Source organism: Pseudomonas sp. FG98, from assembly GCF_057808595.1.
The window spans coordinates 37,457-58,930 of record NZ_JBMDIJ010000036.1 but is presented as its reverse complement, the minus strand read 5'-3'; the positions used below and the strand labels follow the sequence as shown (position 1 = coordinate 58,930).

Sequence of the window (21,474 nt, the reverse complement as noted above, 5' to 3'; positions counted from 1 at the left end):
GCTCCCACAAGGATCGGCGGAGTACTCCACCCTGTGGGAGCCGGCCGGGCGGCGATCCGATTGCCGGCGATGAGGCCCTCCCAGACAAAAGAAAACCCCGCACAAGGCGGGGTTCTCGAATACCACGACAGCCAGCCGGTCAGTTACCCTTGACCGCCTTGCCATCCACCGTGCCGTCCTGCAGCACGATCACGTATTCCTTGCCATCGGTCTCGACCTGACGCAGTTGCACCAGCAGGTAGTCCCAATCCTTGGCGAACCACAGCTCGGTGATGCGCTTGCTCTGGCTCGGGTCGCGCACGCGCTCGACCTTGATCGCATCGACCTGGCCGGTGCGGGTGGTGACTTTTTCGGTACCCAGCACGCGGAAGTCGTAGGTGTCGATCTCGTCGCCATCGACCACCTGATAGCTCACGCTCTTCTTGCCGGCGGCCACGTCATGCTGCAGCGCCAGCTGGTAGGTCGACTTGTCCAGTACGCCGCGGTTCAGCGGCAGCTTCACCGCGTCGCCGCGGTCGGTGCCGGTGATGACCTTCTGCGACCAGTCGAAGTCCAGGTCGACCTTCTTCGCCTTGCCCAGGCCGCCACGTTCGAAGTGGTAGCTCTGTGGCAGCAGGGTGTCCTTGTCCAGCGACAGGGTGCTCTGCTCGGTCAGGCTGGCGATCATCATCGATGCCTTGAAGTTGAGGTTCCAGGTGCCGTTGGCATTCTTTTCCAGGCTGCGTTCGGCGGTGCCACTCATGGGCAGTTGCTTCCAGTCGGCGGTGTAGCTGGCCGAGAAGGGTTTCAGGTCGGCTGCCTGAAGTGGCAGCGCGAGCACGGCGAGGGCGAGAAGCAGGGCGCGACGCATAAAGTCTCCTAGGGTCGAATCAAGTGGCCGCTGGCCGCCAGTGGCTGGCCATCCAGTACAGCACCCTGTTCACCCAGGCGCAAACGGCCTTCGGCGAACCAGCGTACTGCCAGCGGGTAGATCTGGTGTTCCTGGCCATGAACCCTGTGCGCCAGGGTTTCTGGCGTGTCATCCGGGGCCACCGGAATGATTGCCTGTACGACCAGCGGCCCGCCATCGAGTTCCTCGGTGACGAAGTGCACGCTGCAGCCGTGCTCGGCATCACCGGCCTCCAGCGCCCGCTGGTGGGTGTGCAGGCCCTTGTACTTGGGCAGCAGGGACGGGTGGATATTCAGCAGGCGTCCGGCGTAGTGACGGACGAAGTCGCCGCTGAGGATACGCATGAAACCGGCGAGCACCACCAGCTGCGGCGAGAAGGCGTCGATCCGTTCGATCAGGGCCTGGTCGAAGGCTTCGCGGCCGTCGAACAGCTTGTGATCGAGCACGGCGGTATCGATACCGGCGTCACGGGCGCGCTGCAGCCCGTAGGCATCGGCGCGGTTGGAAATCACGGCGCGGATCCGTACCGGGGAATCCCCGGCACGGGCGCTGTCGATCAGGGCTTGCAGGTTGCTGCCGGATCCCGACAGCAACACCACTACATCGCACTTCGCTGTGGGCATCAGTGCGCCTTGACGTTCTTCAGCTCGACCTGGGCGGCGCCTTCGGCGGCAACGCCGATCTGGCCGATCACCCATGGCTGCTCACCGGCTTCGCGCAGGGTCTTCAGGGCCACTTCGACCTGGTCCTGGGCCACGCAGATGACCATGCCGACGCCGCAGTTCAGAACGCGGTGCATCTCGTGCTCGTCGACGTTGCCTTTCTCTTGCAGCCAGTCGAAGACCGCCGGGCGCTCCCAGCTGGCCACGTCGACGATCGCCTGGGCGCCTTTTGGCAGTACGCGCGGGATGTTGTCCAGCAGGCCGCCGCCAGTGATGTGAGCCATGGCCTTGACCGCGCCGGTGTCCTTGATCAGCTTGAGCAGCGGCTTGACGTAGATGCGGGTCGGGGCCATCAGCAGTTCGGTCAGCGGCTGGCCGTTCAGTTGGGTCTGCTCGATGTCGACGCCGGAAACTTCGATGATCTTGCGGATCAGCGAGTAGCCGTTGGAGTGCGGGCCGGAGGAGGGCAGGGCGATCAGGGCGTCGCCGGTGGCGACTTTCGAACCGTCGATGATCTCGGCCTTTTCCACCACGCCAACGCAGAAGCCGGCCAGGTCGTAGTCTTCGCCTTCGTACATGCCCGGCATTTCTGCGGTTTCACCGCCAACCAGCGAGCAGCCGGCCAGTTCGCAGCCGGCGCCGATGCCGGTGACCACGGTGGCGGCCACGTCGACATTCAGTTTGCCGGTGGCGTAGTAGTCGAGGAAGAACAGCGGCTCGGCGCCGCAGACCACCAGGTCGTTGACGCACATGGCGACCAGGTCCTGGCCGATAGAGTCGTGCTTGTTCAGGTTCAGCGCCAGGCGCAGCTTGGTGCCGACGCCGTCGGTGCCGGAGACCAGGACCGGTTGCTTGTAGCCGGCCGGGATTTCACAGAGGGCGCCAAAGCCGCCCAGGCCGCCCATGACTTCCGGGCGCGCGGTGCGCTTGGCCACGCCTTTGATGCGTTCGACCAAGGCTTCGCCGGCGTCGATGTCTACACCGGCGTCCTTGTAGCTAAGGGAGGGTTGCTTGCTCATGTGATCCAGGCCTTTAGGAGGGAGGGATTCGGGGGAATCGACCCTGACCTGCCAGGCTGCGGGGAAATGGATCCGCCTGCCCGACCGTCAGAGGTCTGCGAAGGCGCGCGATTTTATCAGGGTTGCCCGGCAGCGGCCATCCTCAGGCCGACGGGCAGGGCCTGAATCCAAGGAAAAAATGCGAATCGCCGCGCGCGGGTGGTTGCCCGGTCATGGCCTGTATAAGGTATAGGAGGTGAAACAGTGCCCCTTGAGTGAATTTTGCGCTGTGGCGGGGGTCTTGGCTTCACGGCGTATCCTTCGCTTCTTTCTTATCTGGACAGGAATCCTTCATGCCTTTGCGTTCATATCTGTTCGGCTGTTGCCTGGCCCTGTTCACCGTGGCGGCCCAGGCCGAGAGCGTCTCCGGCTTGTACCAGGTCCGCGAACCGGTGGCCGGGCAGGGTACCGAGGCCCGCACCCAGGCCACCCAGGCGGCGCTGGATACCCTGGTCCTGCGCCTCACCGGCGATCCCAAGGCGCCGCAGAACCCCGGGCTTGCCGAGCTGCGCAAGGACCCGCAGCAGATCATCAGCCAGTTCGGCTTCGAGGCCGGTCCGCCGGAGACCCTGCTGGTGGACTTCGACCCCGGCAGCACCGAGCGCGCCCTGCGCAAGGCCGGCCTGGCCCTGTGGGGCAGCAACCGTCCGGCGATCCTCGGCTGGTGGTTGAACGACAGCACCGAAGGCTCGAACCTGGTCGGCGACGGCCAGAGCGGCGCCGAGGTGCTGCGCCGTGCCGCCCAGCACCGCGGCCTGCCGCTGCGCCTGCCGCTGGGCGACCTGGAAGAACAACTGGTGGCCAATGCGAAGAACCTCGAAGGCACCGACCCGTCGCCGTTGCAGGCCGCCTCCGGCCGCTATGGCGCCGATGCCCTGCTGGCGGTGCACGCCAGCGAAGCCGATGGCAAGTGGAACGGCACCTGGCGCCTGTGGCTGGGCGACCAGCGCGAGCAGGGCAAGGTCGAGGGCGCCGACCAGGCTGCCATTGCCGATGCAGTGATGCTCGCGGTCAGCCAGCGCCTGGCGCCGCGCTTCGTCGCCAAGCCGGGGGCGAGCAGCGAACAGCTGATCCAGGTCCAGGGCATGAACCTGGAGCGTTATGCCGAGCTGGGTCGGGTCCTGGAGCCGTTCGGCGGCCGGGTCAGCGAAGTGCAGGGCGACCAGATGACCTGGAAGGCCACTGGCAGCGCCGATCAGCTGCGCGCCCAACTGGGCCTGGCGAAGCTGCAGGAACTGCCGGCCGACGCCGCGCCGGTTGCCCCGCCAGCGCCGCCTGCCGAGCCCGGTGCCACCGCTCCGGCCCCGGCTCCCGCGCCGTTCACCGGCCTGCGCTTTCGCTGGTAAGGAGCCGTCGCGATGATCGATGTACGCCGCTGGATGTGGCCGGGCGCGCTGCTGTTGCTGGCGTTCCTTCTTTATTTACTGCACGGCATTCTCTCGCCGTTCCTGGTGGGGATCCTCCTGGCCTACCTGGGCGATCCGCTGGTGGATCGCCTGGAACGCATGGGGCTGTCGCGTACCGCCGGCGTCGCGGTGGTCTTCGCCCTGTTCAGCCTGATCCTGCTGGCGATGCTGCTGGTGCTGATCCCGATGCTGGCCAAGCAGTTGGTGCGCCTGTACGAAGTGGCGCCGCAGATGCTCGACTGGCTGCAACATGTGGCGCTGCCGTGGGTCCAGGTCAAGCTGGGACTGGCCGATGGCTTCTGGAAGTTCGACAAGGTCAAGGCCGCGATCAGTGCCCATATGGGCCAGACCACCGACATCGTCGGCATGGTGCTGTCCCAGGTCACCGCGTCCGGGCTGGCCCTGGTCGGCTGGCTGGCCAACCTGGTGCTGATCCCGGTGGTGGGCTTCTACCTGCTGCGCGACTGGGACCTGATGATCGCCAAGCTGCGCAGCCTGCTGCCGCGCCAGCGCGAGCCGCAGGTGGTGGAGCTGGCAGGGGAGTGTCACGAGGTGCTGGGGGCGTTCGTCCGTGGCCAGTTGCTGGTGATGCTGGCGCTGGGCGTGATCTACGCCGCCGGGCTGATGCTGGTGGGGCTGGAACTGGGCCTGCTGATCGGCCTGCTGGCGGGGCTGGCGGCCATCGTGCCGTACATGGGCTTCATCATCGGCATCGGCGCGGCAATGGTGGCGGGGCTGTTCCAGTTCGGTGGCGATCTGTATCCGTTGCTGGGTATCGCGGCGGTATTCATGGTCGGCCAGGCGCTCGAAGGCATGGTCCTGACCCCGCTGCTGGTCGGCGACCGCATCGGCCTGCACCCGGTGGCAGTGATCTTCGCCATCCTCGCCGGCGGCGAACTGTTCGGTTTCACCGGGGTGCTCCTGGCCTTGCCGGCGGCAGCAGTGATCATGGTGCTGCTGCGACATGTGCATGATTTCTATAAGAAGTCGGATATGTATGGCGAGGACATCGATCCGCAGCTCTGAGTAATGGCCAGAGGCTTGCATCGGCTTTCAGTGCAGGTGCAAGCCTTTGATTTCCCTCGCTCATTGTGCCGCCGTCGCCACGGGTATAGACTTTGCAAACTTTTACCAAGGGCCCTTTGCGGTTCTTCGCAACCGCCCAGCCAGCATGAAACCGATCCAGTTGCCCCTGGGTGTGCGTCTGCGCGATGACGCCACCTTCATCAACTACTATCCGGGTGCCAACGCCGCAGCATTGGGCTACGTCGAGCGACTCTGCGAAGCCGACGCCGGCTGGACCGAAAGCCTGATCTATCTGTGGGGCAAGCAGGGGGTCGGACGTACCCATCTGTTGCAGGCCGCCTGCCTGCGTTTCGAGCAACTGGGCGAGCCCGCCGTCTACCTGCCGCTGGCGCAACTCCTCGATCGTGGTGTCGAACTGCTGGATCATCTCGAGCAGTACGAACTGGTGTGCCTCGACGACCTGCATGTGATCGCCGGCAAGCCGGAGTGGGAAGAGGCGATGTTCCATCTGTTCAATCGCCTGCGTGACAGTGGCCGGCGCCTGCTCCTGGCGGCGTCCGCCTCGCCGCGGGAACTGCCGATCAAGCTGCCCGACCTGAAATCGCGGCTGACCATGGCGCTGATCTTCCAGATGCGCGCCCTGTCCGACGAAGACAAGCTGCGTGCCCTGCAATTGCGTGCCTCGCGCCGCGGCCTGCACCTGACCGACGAAGTCGGCCACTTCATCCTGACTCGCGGCACCCGCAGCATGAGCGCACTGTTCGACCTGCTGGAGCGCCTCGACCAGGCCTCACTGCAGGAAAAACGCAAGCTCACCATCCCCTTTTTGAAAGAAACTTTGGGCTGGTAACAGGCGTCCTTGAGCCACATCACGTAAAAGTCACATTTTTTTCGATTGAATTTGCAAATCGAATCGATAGAAGGCATAGTCGCGGCTTCTTCCAAATTCAAGACACGGTCGTGCCCATGCTGAATCGCTTCGCACCCCTCGTGCCCCTCGCACTCGTGACGCTGCTTTTTGGCTGCGCGGCTCATAGCCCGGCCCCTCAGCAGCAGGATCACTACTCCGTTTCCGCCAAGTCCGCCACCAAGTCCTCCACCGTCGCCGATGCCTCGGTGTTCGAAGAAGAGCTGGCGACCGAGCAGGATCTGGAAGCCTTCTCCAGCAGCAAGTCCTACCAGTTGCCAGCCCTGGCCGACAGCATCCTCGAGCGCGGCATGTCGCTGATCGGTACCCGCTACCGCTTCGGTGGCACCTCCGAGCAGTCGGGCTTCGATTGCAGCGGCTTCATCGGTTATCTGTTCCGCGAGGAAGCTGGCATGAACCTGCCGCGTTCGACCCGCGAGATGATCAACGTGGATGCCCCGCTGGTATCGCGCAACAACCTCAAGCCGGGTGACCTGCTGTTCTTCAGCACCAACGGCCGCGGTCGCGTCAGCCACGCCGGCATCTACCTCGGCGACAACCAGTTCATCCACTCCAGCAGCCGCCGCAGCGGTGGTGTGCGGATCGACAGCCTGGGTGATCGCTACTGGAGCAAGACCTTCATCGAAGCCAAGCGCGCACTCGCCATGGCTCCGGCGGCACCAGTGGAAACGCTTTCGCGCAACTAAACGAATCGCGCAGGTGTCAGACACACGGCGACTATGCTGAAAAGCTAGTCGCCGTGCGTGTTTACAGAAAACGTCTAATCTAGTTTCTCACCACTTTTCCGGCCCCGCGCCGGGCACCTTCAGACAGGATGTTCTGATGAAGACGATGATGGCGCGTAGTGCGGTATTGTCCTTGGCGGCACTGCTCGGTGCCTGCTCCAGCCACGCCCCGACCCCGCCCCAGGTGGTTCAGCCGGCGTATGTTCCTGCCCAGATCACCTACTCGCCAGCCGCTGACGACGTGCTTTTCCGCGCCCTTGGCCTGGTCGGCACGCCGTATCGCTGGGGCGGCAACACGCCGGATTCCGGATTCGATTGCAGCGGCCTGATCAGCTACGTGTATCGCGATGCTGCGGGCATTTCCCTGCCGCGCTCGACCCGCGAGATGATCGTCATGCGCGCGCCGGATGTGCAGCGCGATGCCCTGCAATCGGGTGATGTGGTGTTCTTTGCGACGAACGGCGCCAGCCAGGTCAACCATGCCGGTATCTACGTCGGCGAAGGGCGCTTCGTCCATGCGCCTTCCACTGGCGGCACGGTGCGCCTGGACTATCTGTCGAACAACTACTGGCAGAAGTCCTACCTGAATGCCAAGCGGGTGCTGCTGGCGCCTTCGCATCTGGCGCATAACCCATAAAGGTCCAGTGGGGCTGATGGCCTCATCGCCGGCAACGCCGGCTCCCACAGGGATTGCGTGCACCGCTAAACCTGTGGGAGCCGGCGTTGCCGGCGATGAGGCCAGTACAGACAACCACCATCAACGGGCCTTGCTCACCCGCCAAACCACATTCCCCACATCATCCGCCACCAGCACCCCGCCACGCTGGTCGGTCACCACGCCCACCGGCCGCCCCATGGCCTTGCCCTCGTCATTCAGAAAGCCGGTCAACAGGTCGATCGGTTTGCCCGCCGGCTTGCCTTCGCTACTGAACGGCACGAACAGCACCTTGTAGCCACTGTGCGGCTTGCGGTTCCACGAGCCGTGCTGGCCGATGAACGCACCTTGGTCGAACGGCGGCGGCAGCGCCCCGGCCTCGGCGAAGGCCAGCCCCAGCGAGGCGGTGTGCGGCCCGACCGCATAGTCGGGGGCAATGGCTTTAGCCACCATATCCGGGTCCTGCGGTTGCACCCGCACATCCACATGCTGGCCGTAATAGCTGTAGGGCCAGCCATAGAAGGCGCCGTCCCTGACCGAGGTGATGTAGTCCGGCACCAGGTCGCTGCCGATCTCGTCCCGTTCATTTACCGCCGTCCACAGCTGTCCACTGTGCGGCTCCCAGGCCAGGCCGTTGGGATTGCGCAGGCCGGAGGCGAAGATCCGGTGCTGGCCGGTCGCCGGGTCCACTTCCCAGATCGCCGCCCGGTCCTTCTCCTTGTCCATGCCGTTCTCGGCGACATTGCTGTTGGAACCGACGGTCACGTAGAGCTTGCTGCCGTCGCGGCTGGCGATGACGTTCTTGGTCCAGTGATGATTCAGCGGGCCGCCCGGCAACTCGGTGACGGACTCGCCCGACCCGTTCAGCGACGTGGCGCCGTCCTGGTACTTGAAGCGCAGCAAGCGATCGGTGTCGGCGACATACAGGTCGTTGCCCACCAGGGTCATGCCGAATGGCGAGTTGAGGTCCTTGAGAAATACCGTGCGGGTTTCCGCCACGCCGTCCTTGTCGGCGTCCCTCAGTAAAGTGATGCGGTTGGCGCTGGGCACCCCGGCGCCGGCCTTGGCCATGACCTTGTTCATCACCCAGCCGCGAATGCCCTTGCTGTCCTCGGGTTTCTCCGGTGCATTGCTTTCCGCCACCAGCACGTCGCCATTGGGCAGTACGTAAAGCCAGCGCGGATGGTCCAGGCCGTTGGCGAAGGCCATCACCTGGGTGCCTTGGGCAGCCTTGGGCTTGCCGCCATCGGGCCAGCCTACTGCGGGGGCGATGTTCACCGTCGGGATCAGGGTCTTGTTCGGCTCGGGCAACTGCGGCGTCGAGCCGCTGCCGTCTGTGACCTGGAGGCGGGCCGATTCGCCACAGGCGGTCAGGCCGGTAGTGATGGCCAGCAGGATGGCGATGCGCAGGGAAGGCATGGGTGACTCCTCGGGAGAACGGGTCCTAAGGAGTCAGAGGCAATGCGGCGAAGGGAGGTTCAATCCCTGATCAGGCCTGCTTCAGCAGCAGTGCCACTCCCGGATAATACTGGCCCACCTCGTCATGCAGCTTCCGATAGCCATACGGGAAGCACCAGGCAATGGCGCAGGCGGTATGTTTCTGCAGGTCGTCCACCAGGTCCTGCAACTCCTCCGGGCTGGCATGCTGGCCCAGCTTGCAGGGACTGGCGAACAGCGCAGCGATCTTCAACTGGCTGGGATAGGCGATCGCCTTGGCCGCCAGCGCGGTCTCCTGCAAGGCCACGCTCAGATCCAGGCGCCCGACCTTCGGCCAGCGTTGCTCGGCATGCAGGTAAGCTGATTCCTCCTTGCTGGCGATCAACAGATCGCAGCGCGCGCCGCGTTCGCCTTCATCGCGCTGCTTCTTGCTCTGGTAGCTCTGCAAGGTGACCAGCTCGGCCTGCCAGAGCGCCGCCGAGAGCATGCCAAGGTTGGCTTGCTGCCCCTGCCAGTGGGGGCCTTCGTTGTCCCCCAGGGTCTGGTTGAAGCGCTCGATGCATTCCCCCCAGCGCTCCAGCGCCGGGCGCAGGAACTCAAGACGGGGGTTGTTGATGATCAGACCTTGCATGCTGCTCTCCTTCGTAATTGTTGTACGAGCTACAGCGACAGCGGACGACTATGGCAATGTGATATCACTCGGTTGGAGTACGGCACAACATGAAAGTTGCGCCGTTGGTCGCAATGTGATCGGCGTCTCCAATTGACGCTCCGGGCCCAACCCTCTAACCTTCGCGACTTGTTTCAGGTGCCCTGTGAGCGCAAGTTCGACCGGGTGAAACAGGGAAGCCGGTGCGATGCCGGCGCTGCCCCCGCAACGGTAGATGAGTGCAGACCGCGCATGGCCACTGGGTTCCACACCCGGGAAGGCGCCCGGTCGGGATCGTCAGGCGATCCGCTCATGAGCCCGGAGACCGGCCTGCAAACAGTCAACGGCATCACGGCGGGTGGTGCGCGGTTTTCCGGGCTACGCGCCTGGTGTCTGCGCTTTCCTCCGTGCCCCCATCCCTTCAGCTGTCGCTCATGCCAGGCGCCAGCGGCCCGCGGAGACCCCCGATGAGCGAATCCCCCGAACGTGACGAACGCCACCTGGCGCGCATGCAGCGCAAGAAGGCGGTAATCGACGAGCGTATCGCCAATGCCCCCAACGAATGCGGCCTGCTGCTGGTGCTCAGCGGCAATGGCAAGGGCAAGAGCAGTTCGGCCTTCGGCATGCTCGCCCGGGCTCTCGGCCATGGCATGCAATGCGGCGTGGTGCAGTTCATCAAGGGCCGCAATGCCACCGGCGAGGAACTGTTCTTCCGCCGTTTCCCCGAGCAGGTGCGCTACCACGTGATGGGCGAGGGCTTCACCTGGGAGACCCAGGACCGCCAGCGCGATATCGCTGCGGCCGAAGCGGCGTGGGAAGTGTCCCGGCAACTGCTGCGCGACCCGTCCATCCAGTTCGTGGTCCTCGATGAGCTGAACATCGCCCTCAAGCACGGCTACCTCGACCTCGATACGGTGCTCGGCGACCTTCAAACCCGTCCGCCGATGCAGCATGTGATCGTCACCGGTCGCGGTGCCAAGGAAGAGATGATCGAGCTGGCCGACACCGTCACCGAGATGGGCATGGTCAAGCACGCGTTCCAGGCCGGCATCCGCGCGCAGAAGGGCGTCGAACTATGAGCGACACCCGGCATTGCCCGGCGGTGCTGATCGCCGCGCCGGCTTCCGGCCAGGGCAAGACCACCGTCACCGCAGCCCTGGCCCGCCTGCATCGCAACCAGGGGCGCAAGGTCCGGGTGTTCAAGTGCGGACCGGACTTTCTCGATCCGATGATTCTCGAACGGGCCAGCGGCGCGCCGGTGTACCAGCTCGACCTGTGGATGGTCGGCGCCGAGGAAAGCCGGCGCCTGCTCTGGGAAGCGGCGGGAGAGGCCGACCTGATTCTCATCGAGGGAGTCATGGGGCTGTTCGACGGCACGCCCTCCAGTGCCGATCTGGCCCGCCACTTCGGCGTGCCGGTGCTGGCGGTGATCGACGGCACGGCGATGGCCCAGACCTTCGGCGCCCTGGCGCTGGGGCTGGCGCGTTATCAACCTGACCTGCCGTTCGCCGGCGTGCTGGCCAACCGGGTTGGCTCGCTGCGCCATGCGCAATTGCTCGAAGGCAGCCTCACTGAAGGCCTGCGCTGGTACGGCGGGCTGTCGCGGGAAACCGGCATCGAGCTGCCGAGCCGCCATCTGGGCCTGGTCCAGGCCAGCGAACTGACCGATCTTGATCTGCGCCTCGATGCCGCAGCCAAGGCCCTGGGTGACAGTTGCCAGTCCGCCTTGCCGCCGCCGGTGGCCTTCGAGCAGCCGGCGCCGCGGGTGATCGAGCGCAAGCTGCAAGGCGTGCGCATCGCCGTAGCCCGTGACGAAGCCTGTGCCTTCACCTATGGCGCCAGCCTCGACCTGCTGCGCGAGATGGGCGCCGAGCTGAGCTTCTTCTCGCCGATCCATGATCGCGAACTGCCGGACGCCGACAGCCTGTACCTGCCCGGCGGCTACCCGGAACTGCACCACCATGCGCTGTCGGCCAACACCGCGATGCTGGCGGCGATCCGCGCCCATCACCAGGCCGGCAAGCCGCTGCTGGCCGAATGCGGCGGCATGCTCTACCTGCTCGATGCGCTGACCGATGTCGCCGGCGAGCGCGCCGAACTGGCCGGCCTGCTGCCGGGCGAGGCGGTGATGCAGAAGCGTCTGGCGGCCCTGGCCCTGCAGGCGGTCGAATTGCCGGAAGGCACCCTGCGCGGCCACACCTATCACCACTCGCTGACCAGCACCGAGCTGGAGCCGATCGCCCGCGGCCAGAGCCCCAACGGCGGGCGCGGCGCGGAAGCGGTGTACCGCATCGGCCGCCTGACCGCCTCCTACGTGCATTTCTATTTCCCTTCCAACCCCGCTGCGACGGCGGCGCTGCTGGCGCCATGAGCGAACACGCCTACAGTGCTGCCGAGCGCGCGGCGATCTACCGGGCCATCGGCGAGCGCCGCGACATGCGCCACTTCAGCGGCGGCGAGGTGGCCCCCGAGCTGCTGGCGCGGCTGCTGGAGGCGGCGCACCAGGCGCCCAGCGTCGGCCTGATGCAGCCCTGGCGCTTTATCCGCATCACCCGCCGCGACCTGCGTCAGCGCATCCGGGCGCTGGTGGAAGACGAACGCCTGCGCACCGCCGAAGCCCTCGGCCAGCGCTCCGACGAGTTCATGCAGCTCAAGGTCGAAGGCATCAACGACTGCGCCGAATTACTGGTGGCCGCGCTGATGGACAAACGCGAGGCGCATATCTTCGGCCGTCGCACCCTGCCGGAAATGGACCTCGCCTCGCTGTCCTGCGCGATCCAGAATCTCTGGCTGGCGGCTCGCAGCGAGGGGCTGGGCATGGGCTGGGTGTCGCTGTTCGATCCGCAGGCCCTGGCCGAGCTGTTGCATATGCCGGCAGGTGCCAAGCCGCTGGCGATCCTCTGCCTGGGCCCGGTGCAGGCGTTCTATCCGGCGCCGATGCTGGCGCTGGAGGGCTGGACCACGCCGCGGCCGCTGGCCGACATGCTGTTTGAAAACCACTGGGGAGAAAGCGAATGAGTGTGGCCTTGCTGACCGTGGCCGGAGTGGCGCTGGACGCGCTGCTGGGCGAGCCGCGGCGCTGGCATCCGCTGGTGGCCTTCGGCAATTTCGCCGGACGCCTGGAGCAGCGTTTCAATGCCGGCGGGCGCGGCTGGCGCAGCCATGGCGTCAGCGCCTGGTTCCTCGCCGTGATCCCGTTGACCCTGCTGGTCACGGCGTTGTCCTGGCTGCCTTATATCGGCTGGCTGGTGGAGATCATCGCGCTGTACTGCGCCCTCGGCCTGCGCAGCCTGGGCGAGCATGTGCAGCCGGTGGCCGATGCCTTGCGCGGCGGCGACCTGGATGAAGCGCGCAAGCGCGTCGGCTATCTGGTCAGCCGGGAAACCGCCGAGCTGGATGAAACCGCCGTGGCCCGCGCCGCTACCGAGTCGGTGCTGGAGAACGGCAGCGATGCAGTGTTCGCCGCGCTGTTCTGGTTTGCCATCGCCGGTGCTCCCGGTGTGGTGCTCTACCGCCTGAGCAACACCCTGGATGCCATGTGGGGCTACCGCAACGAACGCTTCGAGCGCTTCGGCTGGGCGGCGGCGCGAATCGACGATGTCCTCAACTACATACCCGCGCGCCTGGTGGCGCTGACCTACGCACTGCTGGGCAAGACCCGCCTGGCCCTGAAGTGCTGGCGCCAGCAAGGGCCGAAGTGGGACAGCCCGAATGCCGGACCGGTGATGGCCTCCGGCGCCGGTGCCCTCGGTGTCGAACTGGGCGGCGCGGCGGTCTATCACGGCGAGCTGCACGAGCGCCCGCAACTGGGCGAAGGCCCACCGGCGGATGCCGGCTCCATCGAGCGTGGTTGGCAACTGGTGTGCAAGGGCGTGTGGCTGTGGTTGCTGCTGCTGTGCCTGGGAGCGGAATTCTATGCTTGAACACGGTGGCCGCTTGCTGCGGGCGATCGAACAGTACGGCATCGCCCGCGAAGACTGGCTGGACCTGTCCAGCGGCATCGCCCCCTGGGCCTTCCCCATTCCCGAGATTCCCCTGCGTGCCTGGGCGCGTTTGCCGGAAACCGACGATGGCCTGGAGCAGGCCGCCGCAGGCTATTACGGGGTAACCCGGTTGCTGCCGGTGGCGGGTTCGCAGGCAGCGATCCAGGCACTGCCGCGCCTGCGCCCGCGGGGCAAGGTCGGCGTGTTGTCCCCTTGCTATGCCGAGCACGCCGAGGCCTGGCGCCGGGCCGGGCATGAGCTGCTGGAGCTGGACGAAGCACAGGTCGAGGCGCGGTTGGACGCGCTCGATGTGCTGGTACTGGTTAACCCGAACAACCCCACCGGCCGCGTGCTCAGCCCCGAGACACTGCTGGCCTGGCACGAACGCCTGGCCCGTCGTGGCGGCTGGCTGCTGGTGGACGAAGCCTTCATGGACAACACGCCGGCGCAGAGCATCGCGGCGTTCAGCGAGCGAGCGGGCCTGATCGTGCTGCGTTCGTTCGGCAAGTTCTTCGGCCTGGCCGGGGTACGCCTCGGCTTCGTGCTGGCCGAAGCGGCGCTGTTGCGGGCACTGGCGGAAGAGCTCGGCCCCTGGTCCATCAGTGGGCCGACCCGCGCCCTCGGCCAGGCTTGCCTGGCCGACCGCCAGACGCAAAATCTGCAAACCGAGCGCTGTGCCGAGGCCAGCGCTCGCCTGGCCGCCTTGCTGGAGTCCGCCGGACTCAAGCCCACGGGTGGCTGCGATCTGTTCCAGTACCTGCGCCATGATCAGGCCGTCGCCTTGCACGAATTCATGGCCCGGCGCGGCATACTCCTGCGCCTGTTCGATCAACCCCCGAGCCTGCGCTTCGGCCTGCCTGCCGACGAGGCCGACTGGCAACGCCTGGCCGCCGCGCTGGGCGCCTACCGCAAGGAACAGCCATGACCACCCTGATGGTGCAGGGCACCACCTCCGACGCCGGCAAAAGTACCCTGGTGACCGCGCTGTGCCGCTGGTTGAAGCGCCAGGGTGTCGGCGTCGTACCGTTCAAGCCGCAGAACATGGCGCTGAACAGCGCGGTCACCGCCGACGGCGGCGAGATCGGCCGGGCCCAGGCGGTGCAGGCCCAGGCCTGCGGCCTCGAACCCCACACCGACATGAACCCGGTGCTGCTCAAGCCCAACAGCGATACCGGCGCCCAGGTCATCGTCCATGGCCGTGCGGTCACCAGCATGAATGCGGTGGACTATCACGACTACAAGGCCATTGCCATGCAGGCGGTACTGGCCTCGCACCAGCGACTTGGCGCCGCTTACCCGGTGGTGATGGTCGAGGGTGCGGGCTCGCCGGCGGAGATCAACCTGCGTGCCGGCGATATCGCCAACATGGGGTTTGCCGAGGCGGTCGACTGCCCGGTGATCCTGGTCGCCGATATCAATCGCGGTGGGGTGTTCGCTCACCTGGTGGGCACGCTGGAGCTGCTTTCGCCAAGCGAGCAGGCGCGGGTCAAGGGCTTCGTCATCAACCGTTTCCGCGGTGATATCGCCCTGCTGCAGCCGGGCCTCGACTGGCTGGAGCAACGCACCGGCAAGCCGGTGCTCGGTGTGCTGCCTTATGTGATGGACCTGCACCTGGAAGCCGAGGACGGCCTCGACCGCCGCCAGGGCGCCAAGGCTGCTCAACAGCTCAAGGTGATAGTCCCGGTGCTGCCGCGTATCAGCAACCACACCGACTTCGATCCGCTGCGCCTGCACCCGCAGGTGGACCTGCAATTCATCGGCCCCGGCGAGCCGATCCCGGCGGCCGACCTGATCATCCTGCCCGGCTCGAAAAGCGTACGCGGCGACCTGACGCAACTGCGCGAGCGCGGCTGGGATACGGCCATCGCCCGCCACCTGCGCTACGGCGGCAAGGTCGTCGGCATCTGTGGCGGCTTGCAGATGCTCGGCCAGCAGGTGCATGACCCGCTGGGCCTGGAAGGGCCGGCCGGCAGCAGCGCCGGGCTGGGCCTGCTGGACTACTCGACGGTGCTGGAAGCGGACAAGCAGCTGCGCAACGTCAGTGGTGTGCTGAACCTCGAACAGGCCGCCATCAGCGGTTACGAGATCCATGCTGGAGTCACCACAGGCGCTGCTCTGGAGCGTCCGGCGGTAAAACTGGCCGATGGCCGCGACGATGGCGCCATCAGCGCCGACGGGCAGATCCTCGCCACTTATCTTCACGGCCTGTTCGAATCTCCCGACTCCTGCGCCGCACTGCTGCGCTGGGCGGGACTGGAGCAGGTCGAACGCATCGACTACCACGCCCTGCGCGAGCGCGATATCGAACGCCTGGCCGACCTGGTCGACAAGCACCTGGACTGCGCCCAACTCCGTCAACTCTGCGGGCTCGACTGACATGCTCAACCTGATTCTCGGCGGCGCCCGTTCGGGCAAGAGCCGCCTGGCCGAACAACGGGCCAGCGCCAGTGGCCTGGCAGTCACCTATATCGCCACCAGCGAACCCCTCGACGGCGAAATGAACGCCCGGGTGCAACTGCACCGCGAGCGGCGTCCGGCCGAGTGGGCGCTGATCGAGGAACCGCTGGCCCTGGCCGCGGTGCTGCGCGCCAATGCCGCCGCCGACCGCTGCCTGCTGGTCGACTGCCTGACCCTGTGGCTGACCAACCTGCTGATGCTGGAAGACCCCGCGCGCCTGGCCGCCGAGCGTGATGCGCTGCTCGAATGCCTGGCCGAGCTGCCGGGGGAAATCATCCTGGTCAGCAACGAAACCGGCCTGGGTGTGGTGCCCCTGGGCGAACTGACCCGGCGTTATGTCGACGAAGCCGGCTGGTTGCACCAGGCCGTCGCTGAACGTTGCCAGCGGGTGATCCTCACCGTCGCCGGCTTGCCGCTCCATCTCAAAGGAAACCCATCATGACCCAAGCCTGGTGGCGCGATCCGTGCCGTGTGCCGGATGAACCGATCCGCGCAGAAGCCCTGGCACGGCAACAGCAACTGACCAAGCCGGCCGGCTCGCTGGGGCGACTGGAGCAGGTGGCGGTGGAACTGGCGGCGCTGCAGGGCCAGCTCAAGCCGACACTGGAACAGGTGTGGATCAGCATCTTCGCCGGCGACCATGGCGTGGTCGCCGAAGGCATCTCCGCCTATCCACAGGAAGTTACCGGGCAGATGCTGCTCAACTTCGTCAGCGGCGGCGCGGCGATCAGCGTGCTGGCCCGGCAACTGGGCGCGCAACTGGAAGTGGTGGATCTGGGCACGGTGAACCTCGAACTGGACCTGCCGGGTGTGCGCCACTTGCGTATCGCCCCCGGCACCGCCAACTTCGCCCGGGGCGCGGCCATGACTGCCGAGCAAGCCGAGCGTGCCCTGCAAGGCGGCCGCGACAGCGCCTTGCGCGCCGTGCAGGCCGGTTCACGGCTGTTCATCGGCGGCGAAATGGGCATCGGCAATACCACCGCCGCCAGCGCCCTGGCCTGCGCCTTGCTGGGCTGCCCGGCCATCGAGCTGAGCGGCCCCGGCACCGGCCTGGATGCCGCCGGGGTGCGACACAAGGCCGAGGTGATCGAGGCGGCGTTGCAACGTCATGCCGGGATCGCGGGCGATCCGTGGCAGGCGCTGCTGGCGGTCGGCGGGCTGGAAATCGCTGCCCTGGCGGGCGCCTATCTGGCCTGTGCCCAGGAGGGCGTGGCGGTGCTGGTGGACGGGTTTATCTGTACGGTCGCGGCGCTGCTGGCGGTGCGTCTGAATCCGTCCTGCCGGGCATGGCTGTTCTTCGGTCATCGCGGCGCCGAGCCGGGCCACCGTCGGGTGCTCGCGGAGCTGCAAGGCGAACCGTTGCTGGAGCTGGGCCTGCGTCTTGGCGAAGGCAGTGGTGCGGCGCTGGCGGTGCCGCTGCTGCGCCTGGCCTGTGACCTGCACGGGCAGATGGCGACCTTCGCCGAAGCGGCGGTGGCGGATCGCCCGGCATGATCCTGGATCTGCTGCGCCATGGTGAAACCGAGCTGGGCGGCGGCTTTCGCGGCAGTCTCGACGATGCGCTGACCGATGTCGGGTGGGCGCAGATGCAGGCGGCGGTGGCTCAGGGCGGGCCCTGGGATCGACTGGTCAGTTCGCCGTTGCAGCGCTGTGCGCGCTTTGCCGAGCGGCTGGCCGCCGAGCTGGACTTGCCGCTGGCGCTGGAGCCGGGGATGCGTGAACTGCATTTCGGCGAGTGGGAAGGGCGCAGCGCGCTGGATCTGATGCAGGATCACGAGCAGGCGCTGGGGCAGTTCTGGGCCGATCCCTATGGCTTTACCCCGCCGGGTGGCGAGCCGGTAGCCGACTTTTCCGAGCGGGTGCTGGCGGCGCTGGCGCGGCTGCACTTGGCTTATGCCGGTGAACGGGTGCTGCTGCTGACCCATGGCGGCGTTATGCGCCTGCTGCTGGCGCGGGCCCGTGGCTTGCCCCGGGAGCAGTTGTTGCAGGTGCAGGTCGGGCATGGGGCGTTGCATCGGCTGCGGGTCGGTGTGGATGGTCGCTTGAACGAAGTTTGCTGAATCACGCGGACCTTGTGGGAGCTGGCTTGCCAGCGATGAGGTCGGCAGGAACAAAGATGTTGTTAAGTTGGGCCCTATCGCTGCATGGGGATCTACACATCTTTGGCGAGGTGCAACACGGACCTTGTGGGAGCGGCTGTTAGCCGGGACGCCGGACCGCGCGATCGGCGGCGAAGCCGTCGTAAAACCTGAGACCCAGATCTGCCTGACACACCGAGGGCACCGGTTTTGTGGCCGCTTCGCGCCCAATCGCGGCTAACAGCCGCTCCCACAGGGTTTTGTGTTGTGCTTGATCGAGATGTGTAGATACCTATGCCTATCGCTGGCAAGCCAGCTCCCACACGGTTCCGGTTTATGTCTTCAGGAAGAGATCGGCCAATGCTGCCATTCTGGATCGCCCTGCAATTTCTCAGCAGCCTGCCGGTGACCTTGCCGGGCATGCCTTCCCCCGAGCAGAACGGCCGCTCGCTGCTGTTCTATCCCGTGGTGGGCCTGTTGTTCGGCGTGCTGCTCTGGGGCCTGGACACCTTGCTCCAGGGCACCCAGCCGCTGTTGCATGCCGCCCTGCTGCTGGCGGCCTGGGTTTGCCTGAGCGGCGGCCTGCACCTGGACGGCCTGGCCGATAGCGCCGACGCGTGGCTCGGTGGCTTCGGCGATCGCGAGCGCACCCTGACCATCATGAAGGACCCGCGCAGCGGCCCCATCGCCGTGGTCACCCTGGTGCTGGTCCTGCTGCTGAAATTCTGCGCGCTGCTGGCGCTGGTCGAGGTCGGGCAGGGCGCATTGCTGATCCTCGCGCCGGTGATGGGCCGGGCGGCGATGCTGGCGCTGTTCCTCGATACCCCCTACGTACGCCGTGGCGGACTGGGCCAGGCGCTCAAGGATCATCTGCCCCGGCACAGTGCCTTGTGGGTACTTGGAGCCAGCGCCATCGGCAGCCTGCTGCTGGGTGGCTGGCTGCCGTTGCTGGTCGCGGTCCTGGTGTTTTTCGCCCTGCGTCGCTCGATGCTGCGCCGCCTCGGCGGCACCACCGGCGACACCGCTGGCGCCTTGCTGGAACTGCTCGAACTGGCCGTGCTGCTGAGCCTCGCCCTGCGCCTTTCCTGAAATATTCCGTAACTTTCTCTTGCGTCCTCCCGGGATGCGGGTATATACACGCATTCATGTTGACCAGTATCTGCATCTGCACCCACCTGCGTCGCGCTGCCCGAGGGGTGAGCCGGCATTACGACGAGGCCCTCGAAGGCTTCGGCATCAATGTCGCCCAGTTTTCCCTGCTGCGGCACCTGCAACGCCTGGACAAACCGAGCATCTCGTCCCTGGCCGAAGCCATGGGCCTGGACCGCAGCACCCTGGGGCGCAACCTCAAGGTGCTGGAGGCCGAAGGCCTGGTAGCCCTGGCCGAGGGTGATGACTTGCGCAACCGCGTGGTGCTGCTTACCGCCGAGGGCGCGCAGCGGGTACGTGACGCCGAGCCGGCCTGGGAAAAAGCCCAGGAAGGCCTGGTGGCAACATTGGGAACGGATCAGCGCGATGAACTGATCCGCCTGCTGAAACAATTGGCCTGAGCTTTTTCACGACCTGAAGCGGGTATATACCCGCAACCTTGCGCAACAGGAGAGAAGAACAATGACTTCCGTATGGCGTACCAGTGGCTGGGTACTTCTGGGCGCGGCCCTGATCCTCGCGCTGTCGCTGGGCGTGCGACACGGCTTCGGCCTGTTCCTCGCGCCGATGAGCGCCGAATTCGGCTGGGGCCGCGGGGTGTTCGCCTTCGCCATCGCCTTGCAGAACCTGGTCTGGGGCCTGGCCCAGCCGTTCGCCGGCGCCTTGGCGGACCGGCTGGGGGCGGCGAAGGTGGTGATCATCGGTGGCATTCTCTATGCCGTCGGCCTGGTGCTGATGGGGATGTCGGATTCCCCGGTATCGCTGTCCCTGAGTGCTGGCCTGTTGATCGGTATCGGTCTTTCCGGCACCTCGTTCTCGGTCATCCTCGGGGTGGTCGGTCGTGCGGTGGCTCCCGAGCAGCGTAGCCTGGCCATGGGTATCGCCAGCGCTGCCGGCTCCTTCGGCCAGTTCGCCATGCTTCCCGGCACCCTGGGCCTGATCAATGCACTGGGCTGGGCGGCGGCGCTGTTGGTGCTGGGCCTGATGGTGGCCTTTATCGTGCCGCTGGTGGGCATGCTCAAGGACCGCCCGCTGCCCGCGCAAGGCCATGAGCAAACCCTCGGCGAGGCCCTGCGCGAAGCCTGTTCGCACAGTGGTTTCTGGCTGCTGGCCCTGGGCTTCTTCGTTTGCGGTTTCCAGGTGGTGTTCATCGGCGTGCACCTGCCGGCCTACCTGGTCGACCAGCACCTGCCGGCGACCACCGGGACCACCGTGCTGGCCCTGGTCGGGCTATTCAATATCGTCGGCACCTACACCGCTGGCTGGCTCGGCGGGCGCATGTCCAAGCCGCGCCTGCTGACCGCGCTGTACCTGCTGCGGGCGGTGGTGATCGTGCTGTTCCTGTGGGCGCCGGTGACCCAGTTCAGCGCTTATCTGTTCGGTATCGCCATGGGCCTGCTGTGGCTGTCCACCGTACCGCTGACCAATGGCACCGTGGCCACCCTGTTCGGCGTGCGCAACCTGTCGATGCTCGGCGGGATCGTGTTCCTGCTCCATCAGTTGGGAGCCTTCCTCGGCGGCTGGCTGGGCGGGGTGGTGTATGACCAGACCGGCAGCTACGACCTGGTCTGGCAGATCTCCATCCTCCTCAGCCTGTTGGCCGGTGCCTTGAACTGGCCGGTGCGCGAGCGCCCGGTAGCCCGTTTGCAGGCCGCTTCGGCATGAGTCCGGTGCGGGGCTGGCTGCTTGGCCTCGGCCTGACGGTCGCGCTGCTGGCCCTGGCCTGGTGGGGCTGGCAGCGCGGCGGCCTGGCGCTGATGCAGTTGGGCATGGGCGTGTGTTAGGCGTACTCTGATCTTTCGTACCGCGAAAGGAGAAACGTCATGCAAGCACGCCTGTTGATCGCTGCCCTGACCCTTGGCTTCAGCGGCTTCGCCCTGGCCGATGGCTGCCCGGCCCTGCTTCAGGGCGACCTGCCCAAGTTGCGGGCCAAGGAAAGCATCGATCTGTGCCAGCAGTTCGGTGGCAAGCCGCTGGTGGTGGTCAATACCGCCAGCTACTGCGGTTTCGCCCCGCAGTTCGAGGGATTGGAGTCGGTCTACAAGGAGTACCACGGCAAGGGCCTGGAGATGCTTGGCGTGCCGTCCAACGACTTCAAGCAGGAAGACGCCGACAGCGAGAAGACCGCCAAGGTCTGCTACGCCAACTACGGCGTGACCTTCACCATGACCGAGGCGCAAAAAGTGCGCGGCGATGGCGCCATTCCGCTGTTCCGCGAACTGGCCAGCCAGAGCGCCGCGCCGAAGTGGAATTTCTACAAGTACGTGGTCGATCGCCAAGGCAAGGTGGTGGCCAGTTTCTCCAGCCTGACCAAGCCTGACGATCCGGACTTCCGGGCCGCCATCGAAAAGGCCATCGCCTCGCGACCCTGA

The 21,474-nt window shown here is 66.1% G+C and carries 24 protein-coding genes and 1 riboswitch; of the genes, 19 read left to right on the top strand and 5 right to left on the bottom strand.

Features of this window, described 5'->3' with window-relative positions; translation table 11 throughout:
• Nucleotides 1-139: 139 nt before the first annotated feature.
• The 3 genes from ACODSK_RS19950 to purM are packed head-to-tail and all read right to left on the bottom strand — an operon-like array spanning nt 140 to nt 2,570.
• Entirely contained in the window at nt 140-850 is a 711-nt protein-coding gene (locus tag ACODSK_RS19950) for a DUF3108 domain-containing protein (RefSeq protein ID WP_489018498.1), read from the bottom strand.
• 8 nt (nt 851-858) lie between these two features.
• Entirely contained in the window at nt 859-1,512 is a 654-nt protein-coding gene (gene purN / locus ACODSK_RS19945; RefSeq protein ID WP_489018497.1) for a phosphoribosylglycinamide formyltransferase, read from the bottom strand.
• Nucleotides 1,512-2,570 carry a phosphoribosylformylglycinamidine cyclo-ligase gene (gene purM, locus ACODSK_RS19940; RefSeq protein WP_489018495.1) on the bottom strand — a complete coding sequence of 353 codons (1,059 nt, stop codon included), beginning with the start codon at nt 2,568-2,570 and terminating at the stop codon, nt 1,512-1,514. The genes purN and purM overlap by 1 nt, the downstream gene beginning before the upstream one ends.
• A 332-nt stretch (nt 2,571-2,902) precedes the next feature.
• Here purM and ACODSK_RS19935 point away from each other — a divergent pair, with 332 nt between their 5' ends.
• From ACODSK_RS19935 to ACODSK_RS19915, 5 genes are all read left to right on the top strand, one after another.
• Nucleotides 2,903-3,955: a DUF2066 domain-containing protein gene (locus tag ACODSK_RS19935; protein ID WP_489018493.1), complete on the top strand. Its 1,053-nt coding sequence runs from the start codon at nt 2,903-2,905 to the stop codon at nt 3,953-3,955.
• Between the two features lie 12 nt (nt 3,956-3,967).
• Nucleotides 3,968-5,041 (top strand): AI-2E family transporter, encoded by a 1,074-nt coding sequence (locus ACODSK_RS19930; RefSeq protein WP_489018491.1) that lies wholly within the window; start codon nt 3,968-3,970, stop codon nt 5,039-5,041.
• 145 nt (nt 5,042-5,186) lie between these two features.
• A complete protein-coding gene (hda, locus tag ACODSK_RS19925; RefSeq protein ID WP_489018489.1) occupies nt 5,187-5,891 on the top strand; it encodes a DnaA regulatory inactivator Hda in 705 nt (234 codons plus the stop codon).
• 116 nt (nt 5,892-6,007) lie between these two features.
• Nucleotides 6,008-6,655 carry a C40 family peptidase gene (locus ACODSK_RS19920; RefSeq protein WP_489018487.1) on the top strand — a complete coding sequence of 216 codons (648 nt, stop codon included), beginning with the start codon at nt 6,008-6,010 and terminating at the stop codon, nt 6,653-6,655.
• Nucleotides 6,656-6,791: 136 nt separating this feature from the next.
• Nucleotides 6,792-7,331 (top strand): C40 family peptidase, encoded by a 540-nt coding sequence (locus ACODSK_RS19915; protein ID WP_489018485.1) that lies wholly within the window; start codon nt 6,792-6,794, stop codon nt 7,329-7,331.
• Nucleotides 7,332-7,451: 120 nt separating this feature from the next.
• On the opposite strand, the gene ACODSK_RS19910 is transcribed toward ACODSK_RS19915, so the two are convergent.
• Together ACODSK_RS19910 and ACODSK_RS19905 are read right to left on the bottom strand one after the other, a co-directional pair.
• Complete coding sequence (locus tag ACODSK_RS19910; protein WP_489018483.1) at nt 7,452-8,768, bottom strand: PQQ-dependent sugar dehydrogenase; 1,317 nt, start codon at nt 8,766-8,768, stop codon at nt 7,452-7,454.
• 70 nt (nt 8,769-8,838) lie between these two features.
• On the bottom strand, nt 8,839-9,417 hold the full coding sequence (locus ACODSK_RS19905; RefSeq protein WP_489018481.1) for a hypothetical protein: 579 nt from the start codon (nt 9,415-9,417) through the stop codon (nt 8,839-8,841).
• A gap of 158 nt (nt 9,418-9,575) precedes the next feature.
• Nucleotides 9,576-9,783, top strand: a riboswitch (cobalamin riboswitch).
• 119 nt (nt 9,784-9,902) lie between these two features.
• On the opposite strand from ACODSK_RS19905, the gene cobO reads away from it, so the two are divergent.
• The 14 genes from cobO (at nt 9,903) to ACODSK_RS19835 (ending at nt 21,474) form a co-directional block, all read left to right on the top strand.
• On the top strand, nt 9,903-10,514 hold the full coding sequence (gene cobO / locus ACODSK_RS19900) for a cob(I)yrinic acid a,c-diamide adenosyltransferase (RefSeq protein WP_489018479.1): 612 nt from the start codon (nt 9,903-9,905) through the stop codon (nt 10,512-10,514).
• A complete protein-coding gene (locus tag ACODSK_RS19895; protein ID WP_489018477.1) occupies nt 10,511-11,806 on the top strand; it encodes a cobyrinic acid a,c-diamide synthase CobB in 1,296 nt (431 codons plus the stop codon). The genes cobO and ACODSK_RS19895 overlap by 4 nt, the downstream gene beginning before the upstream one ends.
• On the top strand, nt 11,803-12,453 hold the full coding sequence (bluB, locus tag ACODSK_RS19890) for a 5,6-dimethylbenzimidazole synthase (protein WP_489018475.1): 651 nt from the start codon (nt 11,803-11,805) through the stop codon (nt 12,451-12,453). The genes ACODSK_RS19895 and bluB overlap by 4 nt, the downstream gene beginning before the upstream one ends.
• Nucleotides 12,450-13,358 (top strand): adenosylcobinamide-phosphate synthase CbiB, encoded by a 909-nt coding sequence (gene cbiB, locus ACODSK_RS19885; protein ID WP_489018473.1) that lies wholly within the window; start codon nt 12,450-12,452, stop codon nt 13,356-13,358. The genes bluB and cbiB overlap by 4 nt, the downstream gene beginning before the upstream one ends.
• A complete protein-coding gene (cobD, locus tag ACODSK_RS19880; protein WP_489018471.1) occupies nt 13,351-14,343 on the top strand; it encodes a threonine-phosphate decarboxylase CobD in 993 nt (330 codons plus the stop codon). The genes cbiB and cobD overlap by 8 nt, the downstream gene beginning before the upstream one ends.
• Entirely contained in the window at nt 14,340-15,794 is a 1,455-nt protein-coding gene (locus tag ACODSK_RS19875; protein ID WP_489018469.1) for a cobyric acid synthase, read from the top strand. The genes cobD and ACODSK_RS19875 overlap by 4 nt, the downstream gene beginning before the upstream one ends.
• Before the next feature lies 1 nt (nt 15,795).
• Nucleotides 15,796-16,317 carry a bifunctional adenosylcobinamide kinase/adenosylcobinamide-phosphate guanylyltransferase gene (gene cobU / locus ACODSK_RS19870; protein WP_489018467.1) on the top strand — a complete coding sequence of 174 codons (522 nt, stop codon included), beginning with the start codon at nt 15,796-15,798 and terminating at the stop codon, nt 16,315-16,317.
• On the top strand, nt 16,314-17,369 hold the full coding sequence (gene cobT / locus ACODSK_RS19865; protein WP_489018465.1) for a nicotinate-nucleotide--dimethylbenzimidazole phosphoribosyltransferase: 1,056 nt from the start codon (nt 16,314-16,316) through the stop codon (nt 17,367-17,369). The genes cobU and cobT overlap by 4 nt, the downstream gene beginning before the upstream one ends.
• Nucleotides 17,366-17,935 (top strand): alpha-ribazole phosphatase family protein, encoded by a 570-nt coding sequence (gene cobC, locus ACODSK_RS19860; protein ID WP_489018463.1) that lies wholly within the window; start codon nt 17,366-17,368, stop codon nt 17,933-17,935. Before cobT ends, cobC begins: the two co-directional genes overlap by 4 nt.
• Nucleotides 17,936-18,313: 378 nt before the next feature.
• Complete coding sequence (locus ACODSK_RS19855) at nt 18,314-19,042, top strand: adenosylcobinamide-GDP ribazoletransferase (protein WP_489018461.1); 729 nt, start codon at nt 18,314-18,316, stop codon at nt 19,040-19,042.
• Between the two features lie 56 nt (nt 19,043-19,098).
• Nucleotides 19,099-19,503, top strand: coding sequence for a MarR family winged helix-turn-helix transcriptional regulator (locus tag ACODSK_RS19850; protein WP_489018459.1), 405 nt, complete (start codon nt 19,099-19,101; stop codon nt 19,501-19,503).
• Nucleotides 19,504-19,564: 61 nt separating this feature from the next.
• Nucleotides 19,565-20,767 (top strand): MFS transporter, encoded by a 1,203-nt coding sequence (locus ACODSK_RS19845; RefSeq protein ID WP_489018457.1) that lies wholly within the window; start codon nt 19,565-19,567, stop codon nt 20,765-20,767.
• On the top strand, nt 20,764-20,886 hold the full coding sequence (locus tag ACODSK_RS19840) for a hypothetical protein (protein WP_489018455.1): 123 nt from the start codon (nt 20,764-20,766) through the stop codon (nt 20,884-20,886). The genes ACODSK_RS19845 and ACODSK_RS19840 overlap by 4 nt, the downstream gene beginning before the upstream one ends.
• 39 nt (nt 20,887-20,925) lie before the next feature.
• A complete protein-coding gene (locus ACODSK_RS19835; protein ID WP_489018453.1) occupies nt 20,926-21,474 on the top strand; it encodes a glutathione peroxidase in 549 nt (182 codons plus the stop codon).